Source organism: Sediminibacterium sp. FW305-C-61 (genome assembly GCF_058231065.1).
Genome location: NZ_JBIQXR010000002.1, coordinates 1 through 21,309 on the forward strand (window position 1 = coordinate 1; position 21,309 = coordinate 21,309).

General features: G+C 40.1%; 24 protein-coding genes. 19 read left to right on the top strand and 5 right to left on the bottom strand.

Features of this window, described 5'->3' with window-relative positions:
• The first annotated feature begins 743 nt into the window (after nucleotides 1–743).
• The 3 genes from ACH30E_RS05140 (at nucleotide 744) to ACH30E_RS05150 (ending at nucleotide 3,328) form a co-directional block, all read left to right on the top strand.
• The gene (locus ACH30E_RS05140; RefSeq protein ID WP_294994036.1) at nucleotides 744–1,820 is read left to right on the top strand and encodes a TolB family protein; all 1,077 of its coding nucleotides are present in this window, start codon (nucleotides 744–746) and stop codon (nucleotides 1,818–1,820) included.
• A 131-nt stretch (nucleotides 1,821–1,951) separates the two neighbouring features.
• Nucleotides 1,952–2,749, top strand: coding sequence for a glycerophosphodiester phosphodiesterase (locus ACH30E_RS05145; protein WP_490823934.1), 798 nt, complete (start codon nucleotides 1,952–1,954; stop codon nucleotides 2,747–2,749).
• Between the two features lie 105 nt (nucleotides 2,750–2,854).
• Complete coding sequence (locus ACH30E_RS05150) at nucleotides 2,855–3,328, top strand: hypothetical protein (RefSeq protein WP_294994042.1); 474 nt, start codon at nucleotides 2,855–2,857, stop codon at nucleotides 3,326–3,328.
• A 93-nt stretch (nucleotides 3,329–3,421) separates the two neighbouring features.
• On the opposite strand, the gene ACH30E_RS05155 is transcribed toward ACH30E_RS05150, so the two are convergent.
• The gene (locus ACH30E_RS05155; protein WP_490823935.1) at nucleotides 3,422–4,204 is read right to left on the bottom strand and encodes a DUF3108 domain-containing protein; all 783 of its coding nucleotides are present in this window, start codon (nucleotides 4,202–4,204) and stop codon (nucleotides 3,422–3,424) included.
• 174 nt (nucleotides 4,205–4,378) lie between these two features.
• Here ACH30E_RS05155 and ACH30E_RS05160 point away from each other — a divergent pair, with 174 nt between their 5' ends.
• The 3 genes from ACH30E_RS05160 to ACH30E_RS05170 are packed head-to-tail and all read left to right on the top strand — an operon-like array spanning nucleotide 4,379 to nucleotide 6,599.
• The gene (locus ACH30E_RS05160; protein ID WP_490823936.1) at nucleotides 4,379–5,401 is read left to right on the top strand and encodes a sensor histidine kinase; all 1,023 of its coding nucleotides are present in this window, start codon (nucleotides 4,379–4,381) and stop codon (nucleotides 5,399–5,401) included.
• Entirely contained in the window at nucleotides 5,398–6,111 is a 714-nt protein-coding gene (locus ACH30E_RS05165; RefSeq protein WP_490823937.1) for a LytR/AlgR family response regulator transcription factor, read from the top strand. Before ACH30E_RS05160 ends, ACH30E_RS05165 begins: the two co-directional genes overlap by 4 nt.
• Nucleotides 6,112–6,128: 17 nt before the next feature.
• A complete protein-coding gene (locus ACH30E_RS05170) occupies nucleotides 6,129–6,599 on the top strand; it encodes a hypothetical protein (RefSeq protein ID WP_490823938.1) in 471 nt (156 codons plus the stop codon).
• A 412-nt stretch (nucleotides 6,600–7,011) separates the two neighbouring features.
• Here the strand turns inward: ACH30E_RS05170 and ACH30E_RS05175 are convergent, their stop codons facing one another.
• The 4 genes from ACH30E_RS05175 to ACH30E_RS05190 all read right to left on the bottom strand — a co-directional run bounded on the left by ACH30E_RS05175 (nucleotide 7,012) and on the right by ACH30E_RS05190 (nucleotide 9,679).
• A complete protein-coding gene (locus tag ACH30E_RS05175) occupies nucleotides 7,012–8,148 on the bottom strand; it encodes a pyridoxal phosphate-dependent aminotransferase (protein WP_490823939.1) in 1,137 nt (378 codons plus the stop codon).
• 99 nt (nucleotides 8,149–8,247) lie between these two features.
• Nucleotides 8,248–8,673, bottom strand: coding sequence for a nuclear transport factor 2 family protein (locus tag ACH30E_RS05180; RefSeq protein WP_490823940.1), 426 nt, complete (start codon nucleotides 8,671–8,673; stop codon nucleotides 8,248–8,250).
• Between the two features lie 89 nt (nucleotides 8,674–8,762).
• The gene (locus ACH30E_RS05185) at nucleotides 8,763–9,257 is read right to left on the bottom strand and encodes a metallophosphoesterase family protein (RefSeq protein ID WP_294992665.1); all 495 of its coding nucleotides are present in this window, start codon (nucleotides 9,255–9,257) and stop codon (nucleotides 8,763–8,765) included.
• Nucleotides 9,254–9,679 carry an NUDIX hydrolase gene (locus ACH30E_RS05190; RefSeq protein WP_490823941.1) on the bottom strand — a complete coding sequence of 142 codons (426 nt, stop codon included), beginning with the start codon at nucleotides 9,677–9,679 and terminating at the stop codon, nucleotides 9,254–9,256. The genes ACH30E_RS05185 and ACH30E_RS05190 overlap by 4 nt, the downstream gene beginning before the upstream one ends.
• Before the next feature lie 269 nt (nucleotides 9,680–9,948).
• Here ACH30E_RS05190 and ACH30E_RS05195 point away from each other — a divergent pair, with 269 nt between their 5' ends.
• From ACH30E_RS05195 to aroQ, 13 genes are all read left to right on the top strand, one after another.
• The gene (locus ACH30E_RS05195) at nucleotides 9,949–11,106 is read left to right on the top strand and encodes a homogentisate 1,2-dioxygenase (RefSeq protein ID WP_294992660.1); all 1,158 of its coding nucleotides are present in this window, start codon (nucleotides 9,949–9,951) and stop codon (nucleotides 11,104–11,106) included.
• A gap of 110 nt (nucleotides 11,107–11,216) precedes the next feature.
• A complete protein-coding gene (locus ACH30E_RS05200; RefSeq protein WP_294992657.1) occupies nucleotides 11,217–11,597 on the top strand; it encodes an iron chaperone in 381 nt (126 codons plus the stop codon).
• Nucleotides 11,598–11,838: 241 nt separating this feature from the next.
• Nucleotides 11,839–12,243, top strand: a complete 405-nt coding sequence (locus tag ACH30E_RS05205) for a hypothetical protein (RefSeq protein WP_294992655.1) — start codon at nucleotides 11,839–11,841, stop codon at nucleotides 12,241–12,243.
• A gap of 366 nt (nucleotides 12,244–12,609) precedes the next feature.
• Complete coding sequence (locus tag ACH30E_RS05210; protein WP_490823942.1) at nucleotides 12,610–15,411, top strand: hypothetical protein; 2,802 nt, start codon at nucleotides 12,610–12,612, stop codon at nucleotides 15,409–15,411.
• Nucleotides 15,412–15,539: 128 nt separating this feature from the next.
• Complete coding sequence (infA, locus tag ACH30E_RS05215) at nucleotides 15,540–15,758, top strand: translation initiation factor IF-1 (protein ID WP_026752042.1); 219 nt, start codon at nucleotides 15,540–15,542, stop codon at nucleotides 15,756–15,758.
• Nucleotides 15,759–15,824: 66 nt separating this feature from the next.
• Nucleotides 15,825–15,941 carry a type B 50S ribosomal protein L36 gene (gene ykgO / locus ACH30E_RS05220; protein ID WP_026774906.1) on the top strand — a complete coding sequence of 39 codons (117 nt, stop codon included), beginning with the start codon at nucleotides 15,825–15,827 and terminating at the stop codon, nucleotides 15,939–15,941.
• A gap of 64 nt (nucleotides 15,942–16,005) precedes the next feature.
• The gene (gene rpsM / locus ACH30E_RS05225; protein ID WP_294992641.1) at nucleotides 16,006–16,386 is read left to right on the top strand and encodes a 30S ribosomal protein S13; all 381 of its coding nucleotides are present in this window, start codon (nucleotides 16,006–16,008) and stop codon (nucleotides 16,384–16,386) included.
• Between the two features lie 178 nt (nucleotides 16,387–16,564).
• On the top strand, nucleotides 16,565–16,975 hold the full coding sequence (gene rpsK / locus ACH30E_RS05230; RefSeq protein ID WP_294992637.1) for a 30S ribosomal protein S11: 411 nt from the start codon (nucleotides 16,565–16,567) through the stop codon (nucleotides 16,973–16,975).
• A 145-nt stretch (nucleotides 16,976–17,120) separates the two neighbouring features.
• A complete protein-coding gene (gene rpsD, locus ACH30E_RS05235) occupies nucleotides 17,121–17,726 on the top strand; it encodes a 30S ribosomal protein S4 (protein ID WP_294992634.1) in 606 nt (201 codons plus the stop codon).
• Between the two features lie 120 nt (nucleotides 17,727–17,846).
• On the top strand, nucleotides 17,847–18,848 hold the full coding sequence (locus ACH30E_RS05240; RefSeq protein ID WP_294992631.1) for a DNA-directed RNA polymerase subunit alpha: 1,002 nt from the start codon (nucleotides 17,847–17,849) through the stop codon (nucleotides 18,846–18,848).
• Nucleotides 18,849–18,969: 121 nt separating this feature from the next.
• The gene (gene rplQ / locus ACH30E_RS05245; protein ID WP_490823943.1) at nucleotides 18,970–19,539 is read left to right on the top strand and encodes a 50S ribosomal protein L17; all 570 of its coding nucleotides are present in this window, start codon (nucleotides 18,970–18,972) and stop codon (nucleotides 19,537–19,539) included.
• A 145-nt stretch (nucleotides 19,540–19,684) separates the two neighbouring features.
• On the top strand, nucleotides 19,685–20,791 hold the full coding sequence (gene carA / locus ACH30E_RS05250) for a glutamine-hydrolyzing carbamoyl-phosphate synthase small subunit (RefSeq protein ID WP_294992628.1): 1,107 nt from the start codon (nucleotides 19,685–19,687) through the stop codon (nucleotides 20,789–20,791).
• A 72-nt stretch (nucleotides 20,792–20,863) separates the two neighbouring features.
• Nucleotides 20,864–21,286 carry a type II 3-dehydroquinate dehydratase gene (aroQ, locus tag ACH30E_RS05255; RefSeq protein WP_294992624.1) on the top strand — a complete coding sequence of 141 codons (423 nt, stop codon included), beginning with the start codon at nucleotides 20,864–20,866 and terminating at the stop codon, nucleotides 21,284–21,286.
• Nucleotides 21,287–21,309: the final 23 nt, after the last annotated feature.

The window sequence follows — 21,309 nt, forward strand, 5'->3', positions numbered from 1 at the left end:
TACTAATTGCTTGCAGCTTGTGGCATGTAGCCTGTGGCTCAGAAGATGCTAGCAAATTTTCCCCGGACAGCAATGGCTAACAGCTAATGGCTAATAGCTGTTTTTCCCCCGGAAAGTACTGTATACATTAAGCGGGCTTGTAAATTTCTTAGGGTTTTCCCCCATATACCTACAGGGTAATAACAATGCATCAACACTTAAAAACACAAATTTGTGTTGTGATATGTTTTTGATGTGTTGATGATGTGTTGATGGTTCGTGTAAATCCTTGATAATGTGCGAATTAGAATTGCCTGTTTTTTGATGGAAATTGCGATGGGAAATCCATTAAAACCAGGTCGTAAAAATCTTCTTTTACCGCCAATCAATGCCTAAAGCTTGCAATCATTACTATCCAGGTAAATTTAGCTACAGGTAGGATGGAACACGGATTTTCATGATTTTCAAGATCTATCATGATAAATCTTGAAAATCATGAAAATCCGTATTCTATTAATAGCAGATAGCGCATTTGGAGGAATCACTTATTTATTTACCTGCTGAGTTTAAATGATCTTATTCGTAATCCCCTCATTTATTCCATTAAAAGCAGAAAGTCCATAATAAGCACCCATCAAAGCTTGTAGCCTGCAGCTTGCCGCTTGAAGCATTTTGCCAAATTCATTTACTTACCAATTTCCTATGACAATTCTTTGACAATTCAAGCGGCTGATTCTGAATACTTTTGCGGCAGATTTTTAACTATGAGCAAACTATTTCTATCTACCCTTTCATTATTAGTCCTTACGAATTGTCTGGCACAGAACACGTCAAGCGATACTGTACACTTCGATGGTGAAAAGCATTTTAAAAATGTACAGCAATTAACTTTTGGAGGCGATAATGCAGAAGCTTACTGGAGTTATGATGGTAAGTATGTCATTTTTCAGAAAACTTATGCAAAAGAAGGGATACCCTGCGACCAGATATATATTGGTAAAGTACCAACCAAGCCTGGAGAAAAATTTACCCCTAAACTGGTAAGTACCGGAAAGGGAAGAACCACCTGTGCTTATTTTCTGCCCGATGGCAAACACATCATCTATGCATCTACCCATTTAGGTAGTCCTGATTGCCCACCAACCCCTGATCGTGCGAAATATGGTAACCGTTATATATGGCCTCTCTACAGCAGCTATGATATTTTCATGGCCGATACCAGTGGTAAAATCGTAAAGCAACTGACCAACGCAAAAGGCTATGACGCTGAAGCAACGCTGTCGCCCGATGGTAAGAAAATGATTTATTGCAGTGATAAAGATGGCGACCTGGAACTATACATCATGGACCTAGCCACAGGAAAAGAAAAAAGAATTACCAATATGCTCGGCTACGATGGAGGCGCCTGGTTTAGTCCTGATGGAAAGAAGATTGTATGGCGTGCAAGCAGACCTAAAACAGAAGCAGAAATAAAGGAGTATAAAGAATTACTGGCGGAAGGCATGGTAGCTCCAACCAATATGGAAGTATGGGTAGCCAATGCAGATGGATCGGATGCAAAACAAATCACCAATCTCGGACAGGCTAACTGGGCTCCTAATTTTACACCGGATAGCAAGAACATATTGTTCTGCAGTAACCACGAATACAAAAGAGGATTTCCATTCAATATGTACCTGACTGATCTGAATGGAAACGGATTGGAAAAAATAAGTCGCGATAAAGGCTTTGACGCATTTCCGATGTTTAGTCCAAATGGCAAAAAAATAATCTTTGCTTCTAACAGAAATAATGGGGGCACCCGAGATACCAACCTTTTCATCGCTGATTGGGTGAAATAATTTTACTATGAAAAGTCCATTTTTTAAAGCGGGTCAATCTTGATCCGCTTTTTTGTTTCCCTGTTCACGAAATCTTCATTTTTAAGCTGCTTCAGCTTTACTACATTTGAGCATCTTAAATTCAGAACGATATGAAACGGGTATTATTCTCGCTCTTTACCATTATGACGATTTCGGGTATTGCACAAAAAAATGAAAAGAAAATGACCTTCGCAGCTAACCAGGTAGTGGCACATCGTGGGGCATTCAAGGCAAAAGCTTTGCCCGAGAATTCATTGGCAGGACTCCGAAACGCTATTTCTATGAAATGCACCGGTTCTGAATTTGATGTTTGGATGACTGCAGATGATTCACTGGTGGTGAACCATGATCCTAAATTTCATGAACTTCCAATTGAACAAACAAAATATGCCGACCTGCTTCAGTTTACACTATCGAATGGAGAAAAAATACCTACGCTTCATGAATATTTGTCTGAAGGACTTAAAAACAACACAAGTACCCGCCTGGTTTTAGAAATTAAACCATCTAATGTCAGCAAAGAAAGAGGCAGAATTGTAGCGGAGAAAGCCTGGAGACAGGTACAGGCACATAAAGCTGCTAATGCTACTACTTATATCAGTTTCGATTTAGGGATCCTTACCCGAATCCTTGAACTGGAACCAACAGCACCCACTCAATACCTTAATGGAGATAAATCACCGGAAGAGCTTAAAGCATTAGGAGTGGCAGGTGCAGATTATCATTTCAGTGTATTCAGAAAAAATCCTGATTGGATTACCAGCGCCAAAAAATTAGGCATACTACTCAATGCCTGGACAGTAAACTCAAAAGAAGATCTGCAATGGGCACTCGATAATCACTTTGATTTTATTACAACCAATGAGCCAGAGCTCTTGTTTGAGATGGTGCGGGAGCGTAGACCATAGTCCATGGTCCATAGTCCATAGTAAAATTCTGCTCAGGTCCATGGACTATGGTCTATGGACTATGGACTACAGTCCCTATCTTGCACTAACAAAAAATCAAAACAGATGGAAACCGGACTACTTCACTTACATAACCTGCTTCGCTGGGTAATACTTATTTTGCTGTTGGTATCAATTGCCAAAGCCTGGACTGGATGGCAACAGAAAAAAGTATTTTCTCCTGCAGATAAAAAAGTATGGTTATTTACCATGATAGCAGCCCATATTACGTTGCTGTTAGGACTATACCAGTGGCTTGCTGGCCGCTATGGCGTTTATACCACTACACTGCCAGAAGGTGTGAGTATTATGAAAGACAAATTTTATCGGTTTTATTGGGTAGAACATCCATTGGGAATGATACTCGCTATTATACTTATTACCCGTGCACATGGTATGGCTAAAAAACAGGTGGCAGATATAGTAAAGTATAAAAAAGCCTTCTTTTTCTTATTAATAGCCTTACTGATTATTCTCGCAGTAATTCCATGGCCATTCCGTGATGCATCAATCGCAAGAGGGTTGATGCCGGGGATGTAGGTAATTTGAAAATTTGAAAATGTGTTAATTTGAAAATGAAAGAAGTATACTGCTCACTTAATTTTCAAATTAACACATTTTCAAATTTTCAAATTATAAAGAAAACGGCAGCTTGATTTTATACCTGAATCTCTTTCCAAACTGTTGTTCCAGTTTTAAAACTTCTTTTGTTTGCTTACTCACCCAGAATACTTCTTTGTTATTGAAACTGGGGTCTGAATGTTCGAGCAACCAGCAATCAGCTTCTTTGCCATCAAGTCCTGGTAATTTTCCACTTCCTGTTACGGTATAAGGTACCCATTTTGGTTTGCTTGATCCGGGATCATAAAAGTTAATCATGAATGTGCGGTTTGCCTTGTAAGGCAGTAGGGGAAACACTTCCAGGTCGAGGTGCCAGTTAAGTGTATATTGATTTAAAGCACTGTCGAACGCCTGGCGGATTGTTTTTGTCCTCATGGCGGTATCGGATGCTGTTAACGGTTTATCGTTGATGCTGGCTTCCCCTGATAAAAAATTAAACTTAGTGCTGCCTCTTTGCTTCCACCATGACTCGTGGTAAAGCGTATGAAAATCCTTTGCATCGGCAATGGATAAAGTAGTATGCATGATGCTGTCATTGTCTTCCCATTCCTGCTTTACGACAATGGCATTTTTGCCATTATATTGTTTCCTTTCGATATTCCTCGACCAGATATTAAACATTTTTCTTGGACTGTCTACACCCATTTTAAAATATACCAACCACCGATGAGTGCCCTGTATCAAAACACGGGTATTGATGTTTTCGGGTTTTATATAAATCGTATCAGATTTTTGGGCGATTACACTGCCAAAGGGGAGCAATAAGGCCAGGATTAATAAACTAAATGGATTCATGGTTTCTTTTTTGTAAAAATCAATGTATCCTGTTCCTGTAAAAACCATTTTTTAACAAGTGAGCGCATTTATTAAACCAATCAGCTAATTAGCCCATGTAATCAATCTGTTGAAGAAATCCATTAATTGGTTGAAAGGGTTTACCTGATGGTAAATTCCCTGTAGTTTTGGTATATGCGAAAGCTTCTTCGGTCCTGGGATATAGCACAAATACAGTGGGTGATCTGGATATTGTTATTCGGAATCAATGTAATTACCTTATTGCATTTTGATACACTGCCGCAGGCGATGGGTTATGCGTTTATCATGATCAGTTCCTATATGTTGATTGTATATGGTAACGCTGCATGGCTGATACCAAAGTTTTATATGCGGGAACAAAAGCTGATTTACACCATCCTGGTATTGGTTTTATTGCTGGTGGTTGCATTCTACCGTGCTGGTACTTCATGGTGGTTTTACAATACTTTTTTTGCACCAAAACCTGAAGCATTTCCTTTCCGGTCAGTGTTCAGCACTTTTGTGTCCAGCATTCTTATATATTTTACCAGCGTACTTTTTTATATCGCACTGCGTTATTTCCGCCTGCAAAAAGAACAACAGGTTTTGCAAAAGAAACAACTTGAATCTGAACTGAACTTATTAAAAGCACAGGTACAACCTCACTTTCTATTCAATTCACTGAATAATATCTACTACTACGCACAGAAGGAATCTCCGGTAACAGCCGCAATGATTGAAAAACTTTCTCAGATCATGCGCTATTTTGTTGATGAGGCACCAAAAGAAATGATTCCTTTACAAACAGAATTAAATTTTATACATCATTATATCGATCTCGAGAAAGACAGGATGCGTTATCCGCTTGATCTTTCTTTGAATATTTCGGGAGATATATCATCCATTCAAATTCCACCCATGCTCATCATTCCATTGGTAGAGAATGTTTTTAAACATGGGGTAGACAAAAGAAAGGATGATAATTATATCCTGATTGATCTGCAAAACACCGGTAAGCAGTTAAAGGTAAAAGTGGAAAACAGGCTGATTGCGTCAAGGGAAAAATCAATAAGTGGAAAAGGGTTGGCTAATCTTAAAAACAGACTTGGATTACTTTATGGTGAAAATGGCTTAATTAGTGCGGGTGCCGATGACAGTGGTTCCGTTTTTACTGCTAACTTAACCATTCCCTTATGAGCACAAAAATTACCTGTTTGATCATTGAAGATGAGCCACCGGCCATGCAGTTGTTGGAAGACTATATTCATAAACTGCCCATGCTTCAGTTGAAAGGTAAATTTTATGATGCTTTGGAAGCGTTGGATTACCTGAAAAGGAATACGGTTGATGTTATATTTCTCGACATCAATTTACCTGCATTATCAGGACTTGAAATGGCCGCAATACTTCCCAGGGACCAAAAAATTATTTTCATTACTGCCTATGCAGAACATGCCTTGGATAGTTTTTCCTATCATGTGATTGATTACCTCTTAAAACCGGTTTCTTTCAAAAGGTTTTTACAAACCATTCAGAAACTCCAATTGCATATAATACCAGCCCCGCAAAAAGAATTACAACAGTCTAAACAGCAGGAACTACTTTTTATAAAAACCGGGCGTTCAATGATACAGATTCAATACCATGAAATTTTGTATATAGAAGCACACAAAGAGTATCTCTGTATTCATACAGAAAAACAAAAACACCTGGTTTATAAGCGAATGAAAGAAATGGCCGGTACACTGCCGGAGAATTTTGTACGTATCCATAATTCATATATCATTAACCTGCAACATGTAAAAAAGCTAGGTACACAATCTGTGGAAATAGCGAATAGAGAACTACCGGTAAGCGCAGGGTATAAGGAAGCTTTCCAATTGCGTATTCAACAACATCTTATGTAATAAAAAAACAGATAGTGATGAAAAACGGCAAACTATTTATCAAAGCCTGGATTTTGGTAGGGTTGCTCGATATACTTGCAGCATTTATTTCATTTTACCTCTCTACAGGAAAATCGCCTCTTATTGTACTGAAATTTATCGCTTCAGCTGTATTGGGACAATCTGCCTATACACCTGAATCCGGCAGTATTTGGATCGGTCTGTTGCTACATTTTACTATAGCTTTTTTATTTACAGCTTTCTTTTTTTTACTCTATAAACCATTACGATTATTCAAAGTGCAGTGGGTTTTTCTGGGTGTGATCTACGGATTAGTAATCTGGCTGGTAATGAATAAATTGGTACTCCCGCTCACCTTGGTAAAACAACAACCATTTAACTGGATGGATGCTGCAAGGGCTGTTTTAATTTTAATTACAATGATCGGACTGCCCCTCTCATGGATGCTTAAAAAGGCAGGAAAACAGCCTTTAGCCTTTAGCAATTAGCTGTTAGCTGTAAGTCTCGCTTAGGGCGAGAGGGGGGGGGGTTTTAGACTATCTGCTTTTATTGGAATAAAAGAGGGAGATACTTTAAAATGAGCGTGTTAAATAAATAATTGATTGTTATTAATGTACTACCTGTTATTAATAGAACACAGATTATCATGATTTTCAAGATCTGTCATGATAAATCCTGAAAATCATGATAATCTGTGTTCTATCTAAGCAGCCAAATAAGATTAGGAGTTATTATTTTATAGGTGCCTGCTTTAATAAAGTCAAAAGACCTCACTATTGATAATTTTCACATTTTTGGCAGAATTCAACCTTTGATTCGCATTAAAGGCTAATGGCTAATAGCTAAAGGCTAACGGCTATAACAACGTTCATCCCCTTAATTCGCATTATAACCGAGTAGTTATACTCTCACAGTTTTCATTACTTCAATAAATTGTTTCATTTCATCCATTGTGCCAACACTTGCCCTTGCCCACTTGCCATGTACATAATTGGAGGAACGCAGGTAGATGTTTTTTGTCAGCATATCTGCGGCAAAGTCGCCCTGATAATTTGGAATCGGGAAGAAGAGGAAATTGGTATAGGAGCGTACCACATCAATGTTTAATGCCTTTAAGGCGTTGTATGCATAATCTCTTGCTGCAGCGTTTTTATCTTTACACTGTTTGAGCCAGGCCGGGTCTTTCAAACTGGCCAGCGCGGCACTCATTGAAAGCGCGGAAAGCGACATTTGTGTTCTGGTAAAATAATTATCAGCAAGCGATTTGATCAGCGTGGGATGTCCGATTACCCAGCCAATACGCAAACCAGCCATGGCATGAATCTTAGAAAAAGTGCCTATAACAAAAACCTTCGGATGTTTTTCTATCAATTGCATCATGGACTCATTATCCGGAGCATCGAGAAAATCAATATAAGCTTCATCAACACCTACATAGGCTTTTTTAGAAGCTTCTATACAGAAATTTTTCAATGAAGCGGAAGAAACAATAGTACTACTCGGATTAGCCGGGTTGCAGACATATACCAATGAAGTATTATTATCAACCGCTTTAAGCATTGCTGGTAAATCATGTTTTTGATCGGGGGTTAATGGTACTTCTATAACTTCTTGCCCGAGCATTTTTGCAGTTGCAGGAAGTATGCCAAATGTAGGATTGGCAGTAACCAGTTTACCATTGCTGAAATGGCGTGGGAGCAATCCAAGTGCCTCGCCAGACCCTGCCGACACCAGCACCTGGTTTTCATTCACACCATAATGTTCGGCGATTTCTTTCTTGAAATTTTTAAGGTGAGCATGATTGTATTGATAGCGATGCGCTTCATTCAAAGCATTAAGCAAAGCCTCTCTGGCCTTAGGTGAAATACCATAAGGGTTTTCGTTTGAACTAAGGTTAATCAAACCATCAGGTGCAACAGGCGTTCTTATTAAACCTTCTTCATTACCTAAACCCCAGGAAGGGGCACTTAATCCTAAACCAAGGGCTGTTAAAGAACCCAATTTTAATAGGTCGCGACGATTGATAGCGGATGACATAATAAGCAGCTTTAGTGATGAAAAGATACTAAAACTGTCTGATTTTAAGCAACAGATTTGCGTATTCGTTTTTAACCTGAGCGATGCCGACAGTCGCATTTATTTATTTACCCTTGAAAATATCTTGCTCACAATTTTCCATTCTCCATTTATTTTCAGCATATTCATATAATCGTATAAGATTACCGTATCTGTTTCAATTTTAATTTTCGCATTGGCGGCTGTACTTTCAATATTGAGCGATTCAATTCCGATGGTTCTCTTACCCGGACCAGAACCAGCTTTTACACGGGCAATATAATCTGCGATGGGAACATCTTTAAATTCACCGGTATTAATGTCAATATATTTCATGAAAGCTGTTGGATGAAAGGCTTTTTCAACACGATCACCAACACCACTCATGTAATTCTCCAGACAGGCTTTTATAGCCGTTTCTTCAGGGTGAGATTGTGCCTGCAAAAAGTTCAGCAGGAAACAAAATAGTAAGGTTGTTAATATTTTTTTTGAAATTCTGCTTAGCATAATAGTTTGGATTTGAATTCCTAATATAAACCTCTGTTTCATACACAAGCATGTTAAATAGGGATGAACGGTTGCCAGATAAAATTTGTTTACCGCCCTCCAAGTTCAATCACCTGGCAATTTTTCATGTCTTTACCATCGATAGTTAGCTTTACTAATGTGCGTACTTTATGCCAGCCTTGTTTTCCTGCGGCTCCGGGGTTAATATGCAGGCATTGCAGCTTATCATCAAACATAATTTTGAGGATATGTGAATGTCCGCTGATAAATAGTTGAGGCTTCTCTGAAATAATAAGCGGTTTTGAGTGGGTATTGTATTTGGGTGGATATCCGCCGATATGAAGCATCATGACCTTTATTTCCTCGCAGTTCCATATCAATAACTCAGGATACAGAGATCGGATATCTTGACCATCAATATTTCCATACACTCCCCGAAGTGGTTTAAATTGTCTGAGTTGTTCAGCCAGGGCATCATTGCCAAAATCACCGGCGTGCCATATTTCATCACAATCACTGAAATGATGAAATACTGCTTCATCCAGAAAGCCGTGTGTGTCGGAGATAATACCTATTCTTTTCATAAAGCATCTACTTTATCGTCATCAACGAGCTGTTGAAATAGCAGTTCAACACCTGGTACCTGTATGGCTTCTTCCCGGAATGTACGGTAACTGAAAAATCGAATTGCTGCTATTTCTGCATCAGCAACCGGTGTGGTATTTAATGAATAGAAATAGCAATCTTGTTCCATCATCAGTGGCGGGTATTCTCCATAAGCTGGAGCTGAAATATGGCAATACCATTGCAGTTCTTCTGGTAAAATATGGATAGACAGTTCTTCTTTTACTTCCCTGATTAGTGCTGTCACCGCATCTTCACCCGGATTTAATTTACCTCCCGGCAAATAAAAAGCCTGTTTCCGACTACTGAATGCCCGCAAAAGTTCCCGATCTTGGATAACTACCAGTCCGGCCGTGAATAATTTTTTGGTTCCTTCATCCATAAACTTTCCTAATTTCACAGAGAGATTGCAACCTATGCCATTTAAACGAAATTTCACTTATTGGATCGATAAACGGGTATGGAAATATTATTTCCTGCTACTCTCGCTTTCTCTTGTAGAAAATCATTGATTTTTTCCTAGAATAATAATCTCTTCTCCTTTTTTCGAGTTGATTTTCATCGTTATAGATTGAGTGTAATCACCGCAGAGAACAGGAGAATGCTGAGTTAACGCTGAGTTTTTTTATTTTTTAATCTTAAGATTATTTTATGCCACATTATCATAGTTTAGGAACTATACCCCATAAACGTCACACCCAGTTTCGCAAAGCTGATGGAACATTATATTCTGAACAATTATTCTCAACGGAAGGTTTTAGTAATGATTATTCCCTGCTTTATCATCATTATCCGCCAACGCAAATTATTCATACAGATGAGCCCATCAATGTTCAACCAAGGGTAGCCGAGGAAAAAATGTTGAAGCACAGAAGTTTTGAAGGGTTTAATGTTAAACCTGAAAAAGATTACCTGACTAGTCGCAAACCTGTATTGGTTAATAATGATTGTCATATAGTTCTTGCTGCACCGACACAAAGCATGACCGATTATTTTTATAAAAATGCAGATGCTGATGAAATGATTTTTGTGCATGAAGGAACTGGTGTTTTAATAACACAATACGGGCAGCTTCGATTCGGATATGGAGATTACCTGGTGATTCCAAGGGGAACCATTTACCAGATTTCATTTGACACTCCTGATAACAGGTTGTTCATAGTAGAAAGTTTTAGTCCGATCCGTTACCCCAAACGTTATGTAAGCAAATACGGTCAGTTATTGGAACATGCACCGTTTTGCGAACGCGATATAAGGGTACCAACGGATCTGTTGACTTTCGATCAGGAGGGTGATTTTCTGATCAAAACAAAAAAGAAGGGGGTTCAATATGGGTTACACTATGCACATCATCCTTTTGATGTGGTAGGATGGGATGGATACTGTTATCCCTTTGCATTTAGTATCCACGATTTCGAACCTATTACAGGCAGGGTTCACCAACCACCTCCGGTTCACCAGACATTTGAAGCGCATAATTTTGTGGTATGTAGTTTTTGTCCGAGATTATACGATTATCATCCGGAAGCAATTCCTGCTCCTTACAATCACAGCAATATCGACAGCGATGAAGTATTGTATTATGTAGATGGTGATTTTATGAGCAGGAAAAATGTAACCAGGGGGATGATCACTTTACATCCTGCCGGAATCCCGCACGGTCCACATCCTGGGGCCGTTGAAAAAAGCATCGGAAAAAAAGAAACACAGGAGCTGGCCGTAATGGTAGATACCTTTCATCCATTACAACTAACAGTGGAAGCATTGGAAATTGAAAATCCCGGTTATACGATGAGCTGGGCGGAATAGTGTGAATTGTCAATGGTGAATGGTGAATAGAGAATTAGGAGTATTTTTTTTGTATTTTACAATCTAAACATTCCTATTCACCATTCACCATTGACAATTCACACCCCTCAATGAAAGCCTACGAAAACATAGATGCCTACATTGCAGATTTTCCACCGGAGAAGCAGGCCTTACTTATTAGGATGCGTGCTCTAGTGCAGAAGGCCGCACCGAAAGCAACGGAGAAAATCAGTTACGGGATGCCCTGTTTTTTTCAGGAAGGTAACCTGGTATATTTTGCTGCAATGAAGCATCATATTGGTTTTTATCCATCGTCTTCAGGTGTGTCGAATTTTAAAAAGGAACTGGAAGGGTACGTTACTTCAAAGGGGGCCATTCAATTTCCGCTGGATAAACCTTTACCGGTAAAGCTTATTACCATGATCGTTAAGTTCAGGGTGCTGGAAAATCTGGAAAAAGCTGCCCTCAAAAAAAAGACCCCCAAAAAATAACCCAACTCCTTCAGTGCCTTTCTGTGTCTTCAGTGGCAAATTAAATTAGTCCGGGAGTCCGTCCTTCCTTCGTCAGGATGTCCGAAAGTCCGGTGAAGATTGCCACTGAAGACACAAAGAGGCACTGAGGTATGGGTTTGTAAAAATTCTTTCGGACTCTCGGACTCCCGGACTTCCGTACTCCCAGATTTCCCCCCAATCCAAAAATTCCTTAACTTATGCTCCTAAAACGAATTGCCATATGATTAAATTCAGCGACATTAAAATCGGGGACTACGTAATGGCGGAATATGAAGGAAAAATGTGGGAGGGTGAAGTGGTTCGCCTAAACGGTGATGAAAAACAGGTTTGCGTACAAACTGATGTACAGGAATTTTGGTTTACCACCGATCATTTGCATCCACTTCCGCTTAACGATGATGCACTTGCAAAACTGAGCTTTGCAAAACAGTCAAACGAAGATGGATCGGTGAAGTACATGAAAGGATCGTTTCGTTTGGTAACACCCCAGCCAAATGATTTTTCAAAAATTGAAATGTGGTACAGGGAAGACAGACGCCATCACCCGGATGTTCATTATGTGCACCAGTTGCAAAATCACTATTTAGACATGACTAAAATACATTTGACACGAGATCCGATGTAAGAATAAACAATTGAAAAGGGTGCTGAAAACAGTACCCTTTTTTTTGTTATGTACTGAAAAATTATCAAGGCGACTCAAGGATTGTAATTACATAAGAGCAGAAAATGGAACGCAGATTTATCATGATAATCATGATAAATCAGTGTTCTATCTAAGCAGCCAAAAAAGATTAAGGGCTGAAATTTCTTATGAGTCTACTTTTAATGACGTCAAAGGACCCCTCTAATGATTTACTCATTTTGGCAGATTTCAACCATTTATTCGCATCAATGGCTAATAGCTAACGGCTAATAGCTAATAGCCATTTGCCATTGATCCGCTTTATCAGATGATTGGTTTATGTATCTTGTTATAAAATTCAGTTTCATGCGGTATGTATGCGCAGTGATATGTGTATTGTTTTTTTCCATGAAAATCTGTGCTCAGCGTTTTGGAGGGAACCCATCTTCGCAGCAATGGAGACAGATTAAAACGGATACTGCACGCATTATTTTCCCAGCCGGAAATGAAAAGCAGGCTGCAAAGATTGCCTCAATTATTCATGGGTTGCAACTGCAGAATAAAAATAGTCTGGGAGGCGGGTTGCGGAAAATTAATATAGTGCTGCAGCATCGCACTTTGTTTTCAAATGCCTATGTAGGATTGGCACCCTATCGTAGTGAGTTTTATACCACAGCTCCGCAAAATGCTTTTGAACTTGGAGGGTACGATTGGATAAGTAACCTGGCAGTACATGAATACAGACATGTACAACAGTATAATAATTTCAACAAAGGTTTTTCAAAACTGGCATCTGTAATATTGGGAGAAGAGGGGCAGGCAGTAGCCAATGCAGCCAGTGTTCCGGACTGGTTTTTTGAAGGGGATGCTGTTTATAATGAAACATTGCTCACAAAACAGGGGAGGGGAAAATTACCTGCTTTTTTTAATGGTTACAGGTCACTTTATCGATCCGATAAAGCCTATAGCTATATGAAGCTGCGTAATGGATCTTTGCAGCATTATGTTCCCAATCATTATGAGCTGGGTTATCTGCTGGTAGCCTATGGCAGAAAACAATATGGAGATGATCTGTGGGAAAAAGTCACCAACGACGCAGCAAGGTTTAAACCATTGCTCTATCCTTTTCAGGGAGCAGTTAAAAAACATACCGGTATTTCTTTTAACCGGTTTGTTGATGATGCATTATCTTATTACAGAACCCAGTGGGAAAAAACGGAAACGGTTGAACCAGAATGGATCACCGCTATTGAAAAAAACAATGTAGTGAACGATCGTTATCCAACCCTAATGGAAGACGGTTCAATACTCGCATTGCATAACAGTAATTCCGCAGTTCCCCGTTTCATGAAAATATCTGCTGACGGAAACAGGGAGCAAATAGTGGTTAGGGATATTGCGATTGACCCCTACTTTACCTATAAAAAGAATAAGCTTGTTTATACTTCCTATCAGCCGGATACACGGTGGGCAAATGTGGAATACAATGCCTTGAAAATATTTGATCTTTCAACCAAAACAGAAAAGCTGGTAAGGTCTGGAACGCGGTTGTTTTCTCCGGATATATCCAACGATTTACAAAAGATACTGGCAGTTGACATGCGCACTGATGGAAGTGCAGCATTAGTACAATTAAAAGTATTGAACGGGGAAGCTGATACATTGCTGTCATCACCAGACAGAATTTATTCTTATCCACGCTATGCGAAAAACGACGAAGGCTTTTATTCTATATACCGTGAAAGGAACGGGAATATGGGCATCAGTTGGTTTAATGAACGGGGCAATACGGAGAGAAAAATACTTAACCCTTCAAATCGTGTAATTGGATACCTGCAGATACAGGGTGATACGCTTTTATTTACTTCAACAGGTAATGGTAGTGATGAGTTATGGGCAGTGATTGACGATGGAAAGCAATCGGAAGGTCCATTTAGACTGGCAACTTACCCTACAGGGATTTATCAGGGGGTATTAACCAGACAAAAGCTGGTTGGTTCAGTTTTTACGGCAGATGGGTACAGACTGGCTGCCTTTGCGCCAAAATGGGAGAAAATAACACAGGTAAAAGAATTAGTTCCTTTATATACGGGGAATACCCTTCAAACCCAAAGCTTCGGCTTTACGGAAAATATCCGGGATAGAAATTTTGAAACGAAACCATATAAAAAGTTTACAAAACCGTTTAATATTCATAGCTGGAGGCCTTATTATGACCGTCCGGAGTATTCTTTCACTTTATACGGCGAGAATGTGTTGAATACTTATGCATCGGAAATGGCCTATACCTATAACGAGAATGAGGGTAGTCATAAATTGAGTGCTGATATAATTGGAGGAAGCACCTACCTGCAGCCTGTTATCGGAATATCGAATACCTGGCAGCGTTCGGGGGCACTGAACAGGGATACTACTTTAACCTGGAATGAATTTTCCTGGCGCGCAGGTTTACGGTTACCTTTAAACCTGACTTCAGGCAAATCTTATAGAAACCTCTTGTTGCAGGCCAGTTTTAATCAGAATAAGGTTAGCTGGACAGGCATAGCGAAAAGATTATTCAGGGATGCGAGTGTTGATTACCTTGATCTTAGTATGTCCTATTCAGCCCAATCGCAACGGGCAATAAAGCATATATTCCCCCGGTGGGGTATTGCCCTTGGCGGCAGATACAGGATGGCAATGGGTAAAACTGAAGCAAACCAATTACTTTTAAATGGGGCATTGTATTTGCCCGGTCTGGCTTCCACGCATAACCTGGTTTTAACGGGGGCAATACAGCAGCGTGATACCATGAACCAATATATATTCTCCGATAATTTTCCTTTTGCCAGGGGGTATCGGGCGGTAAATTTCCCGAGGATGTATAAAATAGGGGTCAATTATCATTTTCCCCTGTTTTACCCGGACTGGGGTTTTGGGCAGTTGGTTTATTTTCAGCGGGTGCGGATGAATGTATTTTATGACCAGACGGTGGGAAAAAGCCTCAGAACGGGCCGGAAATTCCATTTTGGATCGGTGGGAGGAGAGTTGATGTTTGATACAAAGTGGTGGAACCAGGAGCCTGTGAGTTTTGGATTGAGGTATAGCCGGTTGCTCGATCAGGAGTTTGGCGGGATAACCCAGGCCAATTATTGGGAGATTATTTTGCCTGTGGCATTGTTTAGATGAGTTATATTTGCCTTTATAAGGGGTTCAGGGCCATCATTTTAGCTCATTTTCCACAAAATTGGGAATTTTTCCCCCATTTTTTTCATATTTCAGTTGCAATCTAATATCTTTGCAGCCCCAAAAATAGTATGTCGAAACAACCGCTGATTAAACAAGATGGAGTAATTCTGGAAGCCCTGAGCAATGCTATGTTCCGGGTGAAGTTAGAAAATGGCCATGAAATCCTGGCCACCATCTCAGGAAAAATGAGGATGCACTACATCAGAATTTTACCTGGGGATAAAGTAGGGGTTGAGATGAGTCCATACGATTTGAGTAGGGGAAGGATCATTTTCCGATACAAGTAAACATTTGCAGAACGCTGAAGGCTTAAGCTGGAAGCCGGAAGCAGTAAAGCGATAAATAATAAAGCAATGAAAGTCAGAGCTTCTATCAAAAAGCGTAGTGCAGATTGCAAGATCGTGAAGAGAAAGGGCAAGTTGTACGTGATTAACAAAAAGAATCCCCGTTATAAGCAACGTCAGGGATAATTTTTAGTGCTATTAACAGAGGGTTAATAGTACCAGTATTAAAGTTTAAAATTAAAATCAGAATATGGCTCGTATTGCCGGTATTGATTTACCAAAGAACAAAAGAGGCGAAATTGGTCTGACCTATATATTTGGTATTGGTCGTGCAACCGCTCAGTATATCTTAACACAAGCTGGTATTGACTTTGACAAGAAAGTACATGAGTGGAATGATGATGAGCAGACTGCTATCCGTAACATCATTAACAATGAGTTTAAGGTAGAAGGTGCTTTGCGTAGTGAAGTGTCGATGAATATCAAGCGTTTGCTGGATATCGCCTGTTACCGTGGTTTACGTCACCGTAAAGGTTTGCCTGTTCGTGGTCAGCGTACCAAAACGAATAGCCGTACCAGAAAAGGTAAGCGTAAAACAGTTGCCGGTAAGAAGAAAGCTCCTAAGAAATAAATGATACCATGATGCTGGAATGAATTCATTTCAGCATCATGCTGTTATAAAAATCCTCTACAGCTTGGATAGTCCGCCTCAGGTGGAAAGGAGAGTGTAGCGGTTTCCGCCCGGTGCGGAATTTTTCATTGTTAAACGGATCCCGATAATTTCGGGGTGACTACCTCAAAAAACGAAAATGGCAAAACCACAAAAAGCGCAGAACAGTGCAAAAGCTGCTGCCAAGAAAAGAGTAGTAAAAGTAGATGCGGCTGGTGAAGTACGTATTTCTGCTACTTTCAACAACATTATCATCAGCTTTACCAACAAAACCGGTCAGGTTATCAGTTGGAGCAGTGCTGGTAAAATGGGTTTCAAAGGTTCTAAAAAGAACACTCCATATGCAGCTCAAATGGCTGCTGCTGATGCTGCAAAAGTTGCATTGGAAGCTGGTCTGAAGCGTGTAGAAGTATTTGTAAAAGGTCCAGGTGCTGGTCGTGAAGGAGCTATCCGCTCTATTTCTCAATCAGGTATCGAGGTTGTATCTATCAAAGACGTAACCCCATTGCCACACAATGGTTGCAGACCTCCTAAGCAGAGAAGAGTATAATGATATTAGATGTCAGATGGCAGATCTCAGATATAATAAAATCTGACATCTGCCATCTGACATCATCAAATATTAACAGGGTTCGTTATCAATTTTAGATTTTTAAGATACCGGATCGTCATTAAAAAATCGCAAAACAACAAAAATGGCACGTTACACTGGTCCAAAGACCAAAATTTCCAGAATCTTCGGTGAACCAATCCTGGGTAACGGGAAGTGGTTAGGTAAGAACAGCAACCCTCCAGGTCAGCATGGTGCTGCCCGTAAGCGTAAAAGCCTTGGTGAATACGCATTACAGCTTAGAGAGAAACAAAAGGCTAAATACACTTACGGTGTATTAGAGCGTCAGTTCCGTAAAACTTTCGAAGAAGCATCTCGTCTGAAAGGTGTTACTGGTGAAAACCTGATCAAATTACTGGAAGCTCGTTTGGATAACACTGTATTCCGTATGGGATTAACAGCAAGCCGTCCTGAAGCTCGTCAGTTGGTTAACCATAAGCACATCACCGTTAATGGCGAAATCATGAATGTACCTTCTTACCAGTGTAAGCCAGGCGACATCATCGCTTATAAGCCAAAGAGCGCGGATAATTCTTCTATCGTAAGCAAAACCCGTGGTAAAAATCCTAAGTTTAGCTGGGTTGATTGGAATGAAGCTGAGAAGAAAGGTACTTTCATTACCTATCCTGAGCGCGAGAATGTTCCTGAGAACATCAAGGAACAACTGATCGTCGAATTGTATTCTAAATAGTGAATAGTGAGTAGTCTGTAATGAGTAAAATATTCACTACAGACTACTTACTACTCTCTCATATCATCCGGAAACCAATAATGGGTTCCGCCACAATCAAGTAAAAAATAAAGTTTTAATATGGCCATATTAAGCTTCCAGAAACCCGACAAAATCGTTTTACAAAAAGCAACTGATTTTGAAGGTCAATTTGAGTTTCGTCCATTAGAACCAGGTTATGGTCTTACCATAGGTAACGCCTTACGCAGGGTATTACTGAGTTCTTTGGAAGGATATGCTATCGTAGGTATCAAAATCGAAGGTGTAGACCACGAATTTGCTACCATGAAAGGTATTACAGAAGATGTAACCGAAATCATCCTGAACCTGAAGCAGGTACGTTTTAAAAAGCATGTGGAGCATGATGTAGCCACTGAAAAGATCAGCCTTTCTATCAAAAACCGCACTGAATTCACTGCAGGTATGTTAGGTGAGGTATCCCAGCATTTTCAGGTTATGAACCCTGAACTGGTGATCTGTACCCTGGATTCTTCTGCAAAAATGGATATCGAACTTACCATTTCACGTGGTCGTGGTTATATCCCTGCTGAAGAAAACAAAATTAAAGATGCTCCTTTCGGATATATTGCCATCGATTCTATCCACACTCCAATCAAGAACGTTAAATACGCTATTGAAAACTATCGTGTGGAACAACGTACGGATTATGAAAAACTGATCCTCGATGTAGCAACTGACGGAACCATCCATCCTGAAGATGCTGTTAAACAGGCTTCAAGAATCCTGATCCAGCACCTGATGATCATCACCGACGAAAACATCACTTTCGATAACAAAGAAGATAAGAAAGAAGATGTAGTTGATGAGCATGTATTGCAACTGCGTAAAGTATTGAAAACACCACTTGAAGATTTAGATCTTTCAGTACGTGCTTTCAACTGTCTGAAAGCAGCAAAAATCAACAGTCTGAGTGAACTCGTACAATACGAGCAGGAAGACCTGATGAAATTCAGAAACTTCGGTCAGAAATCCCTCTCTGAAATTGAGCAGGTATTAACTGAACGCGGTCTGAGCTTCGGTATGGATCTGAACAAGCTTGGATTAGATAACTTAGATAATTAAGCTGCTAGCTGCCAGCTTCTAGCTTCTAGAAAATTGCTAGAAGCTAGAAGCTAAAGGCTAGAAGCTATTCTTAAACGCTCTGCAATTCCTGACACGGTGCAGGGTATAAAAACAACAAGTCATGCGTCACGGAGACAAAATCAACAACCTGGGTCGTAAGAAAGCACACAGGGAAGCATTACTGGCCAATTTGGCTAGTCAACTGATCACACACAAACGTATCGTTACAACTTTGGCTAAAGCTAAAGCACTGAGAACTTACGTTGAGCCACTGATCACCAAAACAAAGAAATCTGATAGCAAAGAAACCATCATGCACCAGCATAGAGTGGTATTCAGCTACCTGCAAGACAAAACCGCTGTGAAAGAACTTTTCACCGTTGTTGGTCCTAAAGTAGCAAGCCGTCCAGGTGGTTATACCCGTATCCTGAAACTTGGTATTCGTCCAGGTGACAACGCGGAAAAAGCGATGATCGAACTGGTAGACTTCAACGAAATTTATGGTAAAAGCGTTGCACAAGCTGCTGAACCTGCTAAGAAAACTCGTCGTAGCCGTGCTACCACTAAGAAAGCAGCTGACGCTGAAACTGCTTCCGCTGAAGCTACAGCAGTTGAAGCACCTGCTACCGAGGTAGCTGCCGCTGAAGCTCCAGCTACGGACGCTCCTTCAACTGATAAAGCAGCTGAATAAATTGAAAGAACAATTTCTACATAAAAAGCAAGACTTATTTGTCTTGCTTTTTTTATGCGCAGGCCATAAAAACCAATTGTGTGAAACTTATTTGCCAAGATTAACCAACAATTCTTTTTTTTGCACCGTAAAACCGTAAACAATTATGCCCCAATCAAAACAACCCGCTATCCTTGTACTGGCTGATGGTAATGTCTTCTATGGACACGCTTTTGGAAAAACTGGTACTACTACGGGTGAAATTTGTTTTAATACCGGTATGACCGGGTACCAGGAAGTATTTACCGACCCAAGTTATACCGGACAGGTACTGATCATGAACAATGTTCATATCGGGAATTATGGCGTGAAGGAATCTGATGTAGAAAGCAGCAGCGTAAAAATTCATGGTCTTATTGCCCGAAACCTGGAAGAACAATACAGTCGCATCCAGGCAAATAACAATCTTAATGCCTACCTGCAGGAAAACAATATCGTAGCCATCGATAATGTTGATACAAGGGCTTTGGTAGCTCATATCAGAACCAAAGGAGCTATGAACTGTATCATCTCTTCAGAGATATTAGATGTTGAACAATTAAAACAACAACTGTCTGGCGTGCCTGATATGGATGGACTTGAACTTGCAAGCACCGTTAGCACTACTGAAGAATATGAAATGGGTGATGTAAACGCTCCTATAAAAGTAGCTGTGCTCGATTTCGGTGTAAAGAAACATATCCTTCAGTGCCTGGTAGACAGAGGCGCGCATATCAGGGTACATCCTGCCAAAACTCCTTTAAGCAGACTGAAAGAGTTTAACCCGAACGGATATTTTATTTCCAATGGTCCTGGTGACCCTGCTGCAATGGATTATGCAGTTACTACTGTAAAAGACCTGCTGACAGAAAACAAACCTGTTTTTGGGATCTGTCTTGGACACCAGCTGCTGGCATTGGCTAATGGAATACCAACTTTTAAAATGCACCATGGACACCGTGGACTCAATCACCCTGTAAAAAATATCATTACAGGTCAGTGTGAGATAACTACCCAGAACCATGGATTTGGTGTAGATCCTGAAGCAGTAAGAAATCACCCTAATGTAGAAATTACACATATCAACCTGAACGATCAGTCAATTGAAGGCATCAGGATAAAAGATAAACCCGCTTTTAGCGTACAATACCATCCGGAAAGCACACCTGGTCCACACGATAGCAGGTATCTCTTCGATGATTTTCTTACCATGATCAAAGACCGAATGAATTAATATAATTCGTTTCAACATGCTGGCCACGGACTACAAATGATCCGTGGCCATTTTTTTTCCTAACTTCGGACTATGAAGATCGCCATCATAAACGGTCCAAACCTCAACTTACTGGGCAAAAGGGAGACAGATATTTATGGTAACATGCCATTCGATGAATATTTTTCATCCTTACAAAAACTGTTTCCGCAAATTGAATTGACCTATTTTCAAAGCAATATTGAAGGAGAACTCATAGACGCTATACAAAAAGTAGGATTCAGTTATGATGGTATAGTATTGAATCCCGCTGGATATACCCATACCTCAGTGGCATTGGGAGATGCCATAGCTGCGGTAAAAACACCCGTTGTGGAAGTTCACATCAGTAATGTACATGCAAGAGAAGAATTCAGAAAATTGTCGCACGTTTCAGGAAAGTCGGCAGGGAGTATTTTTGGATTAGGACTTAAAGGATATGAATTAGCCATACGTTGGCTGATTGAAAGGCACTAATCTATTGGTACGGTCTTTGCATT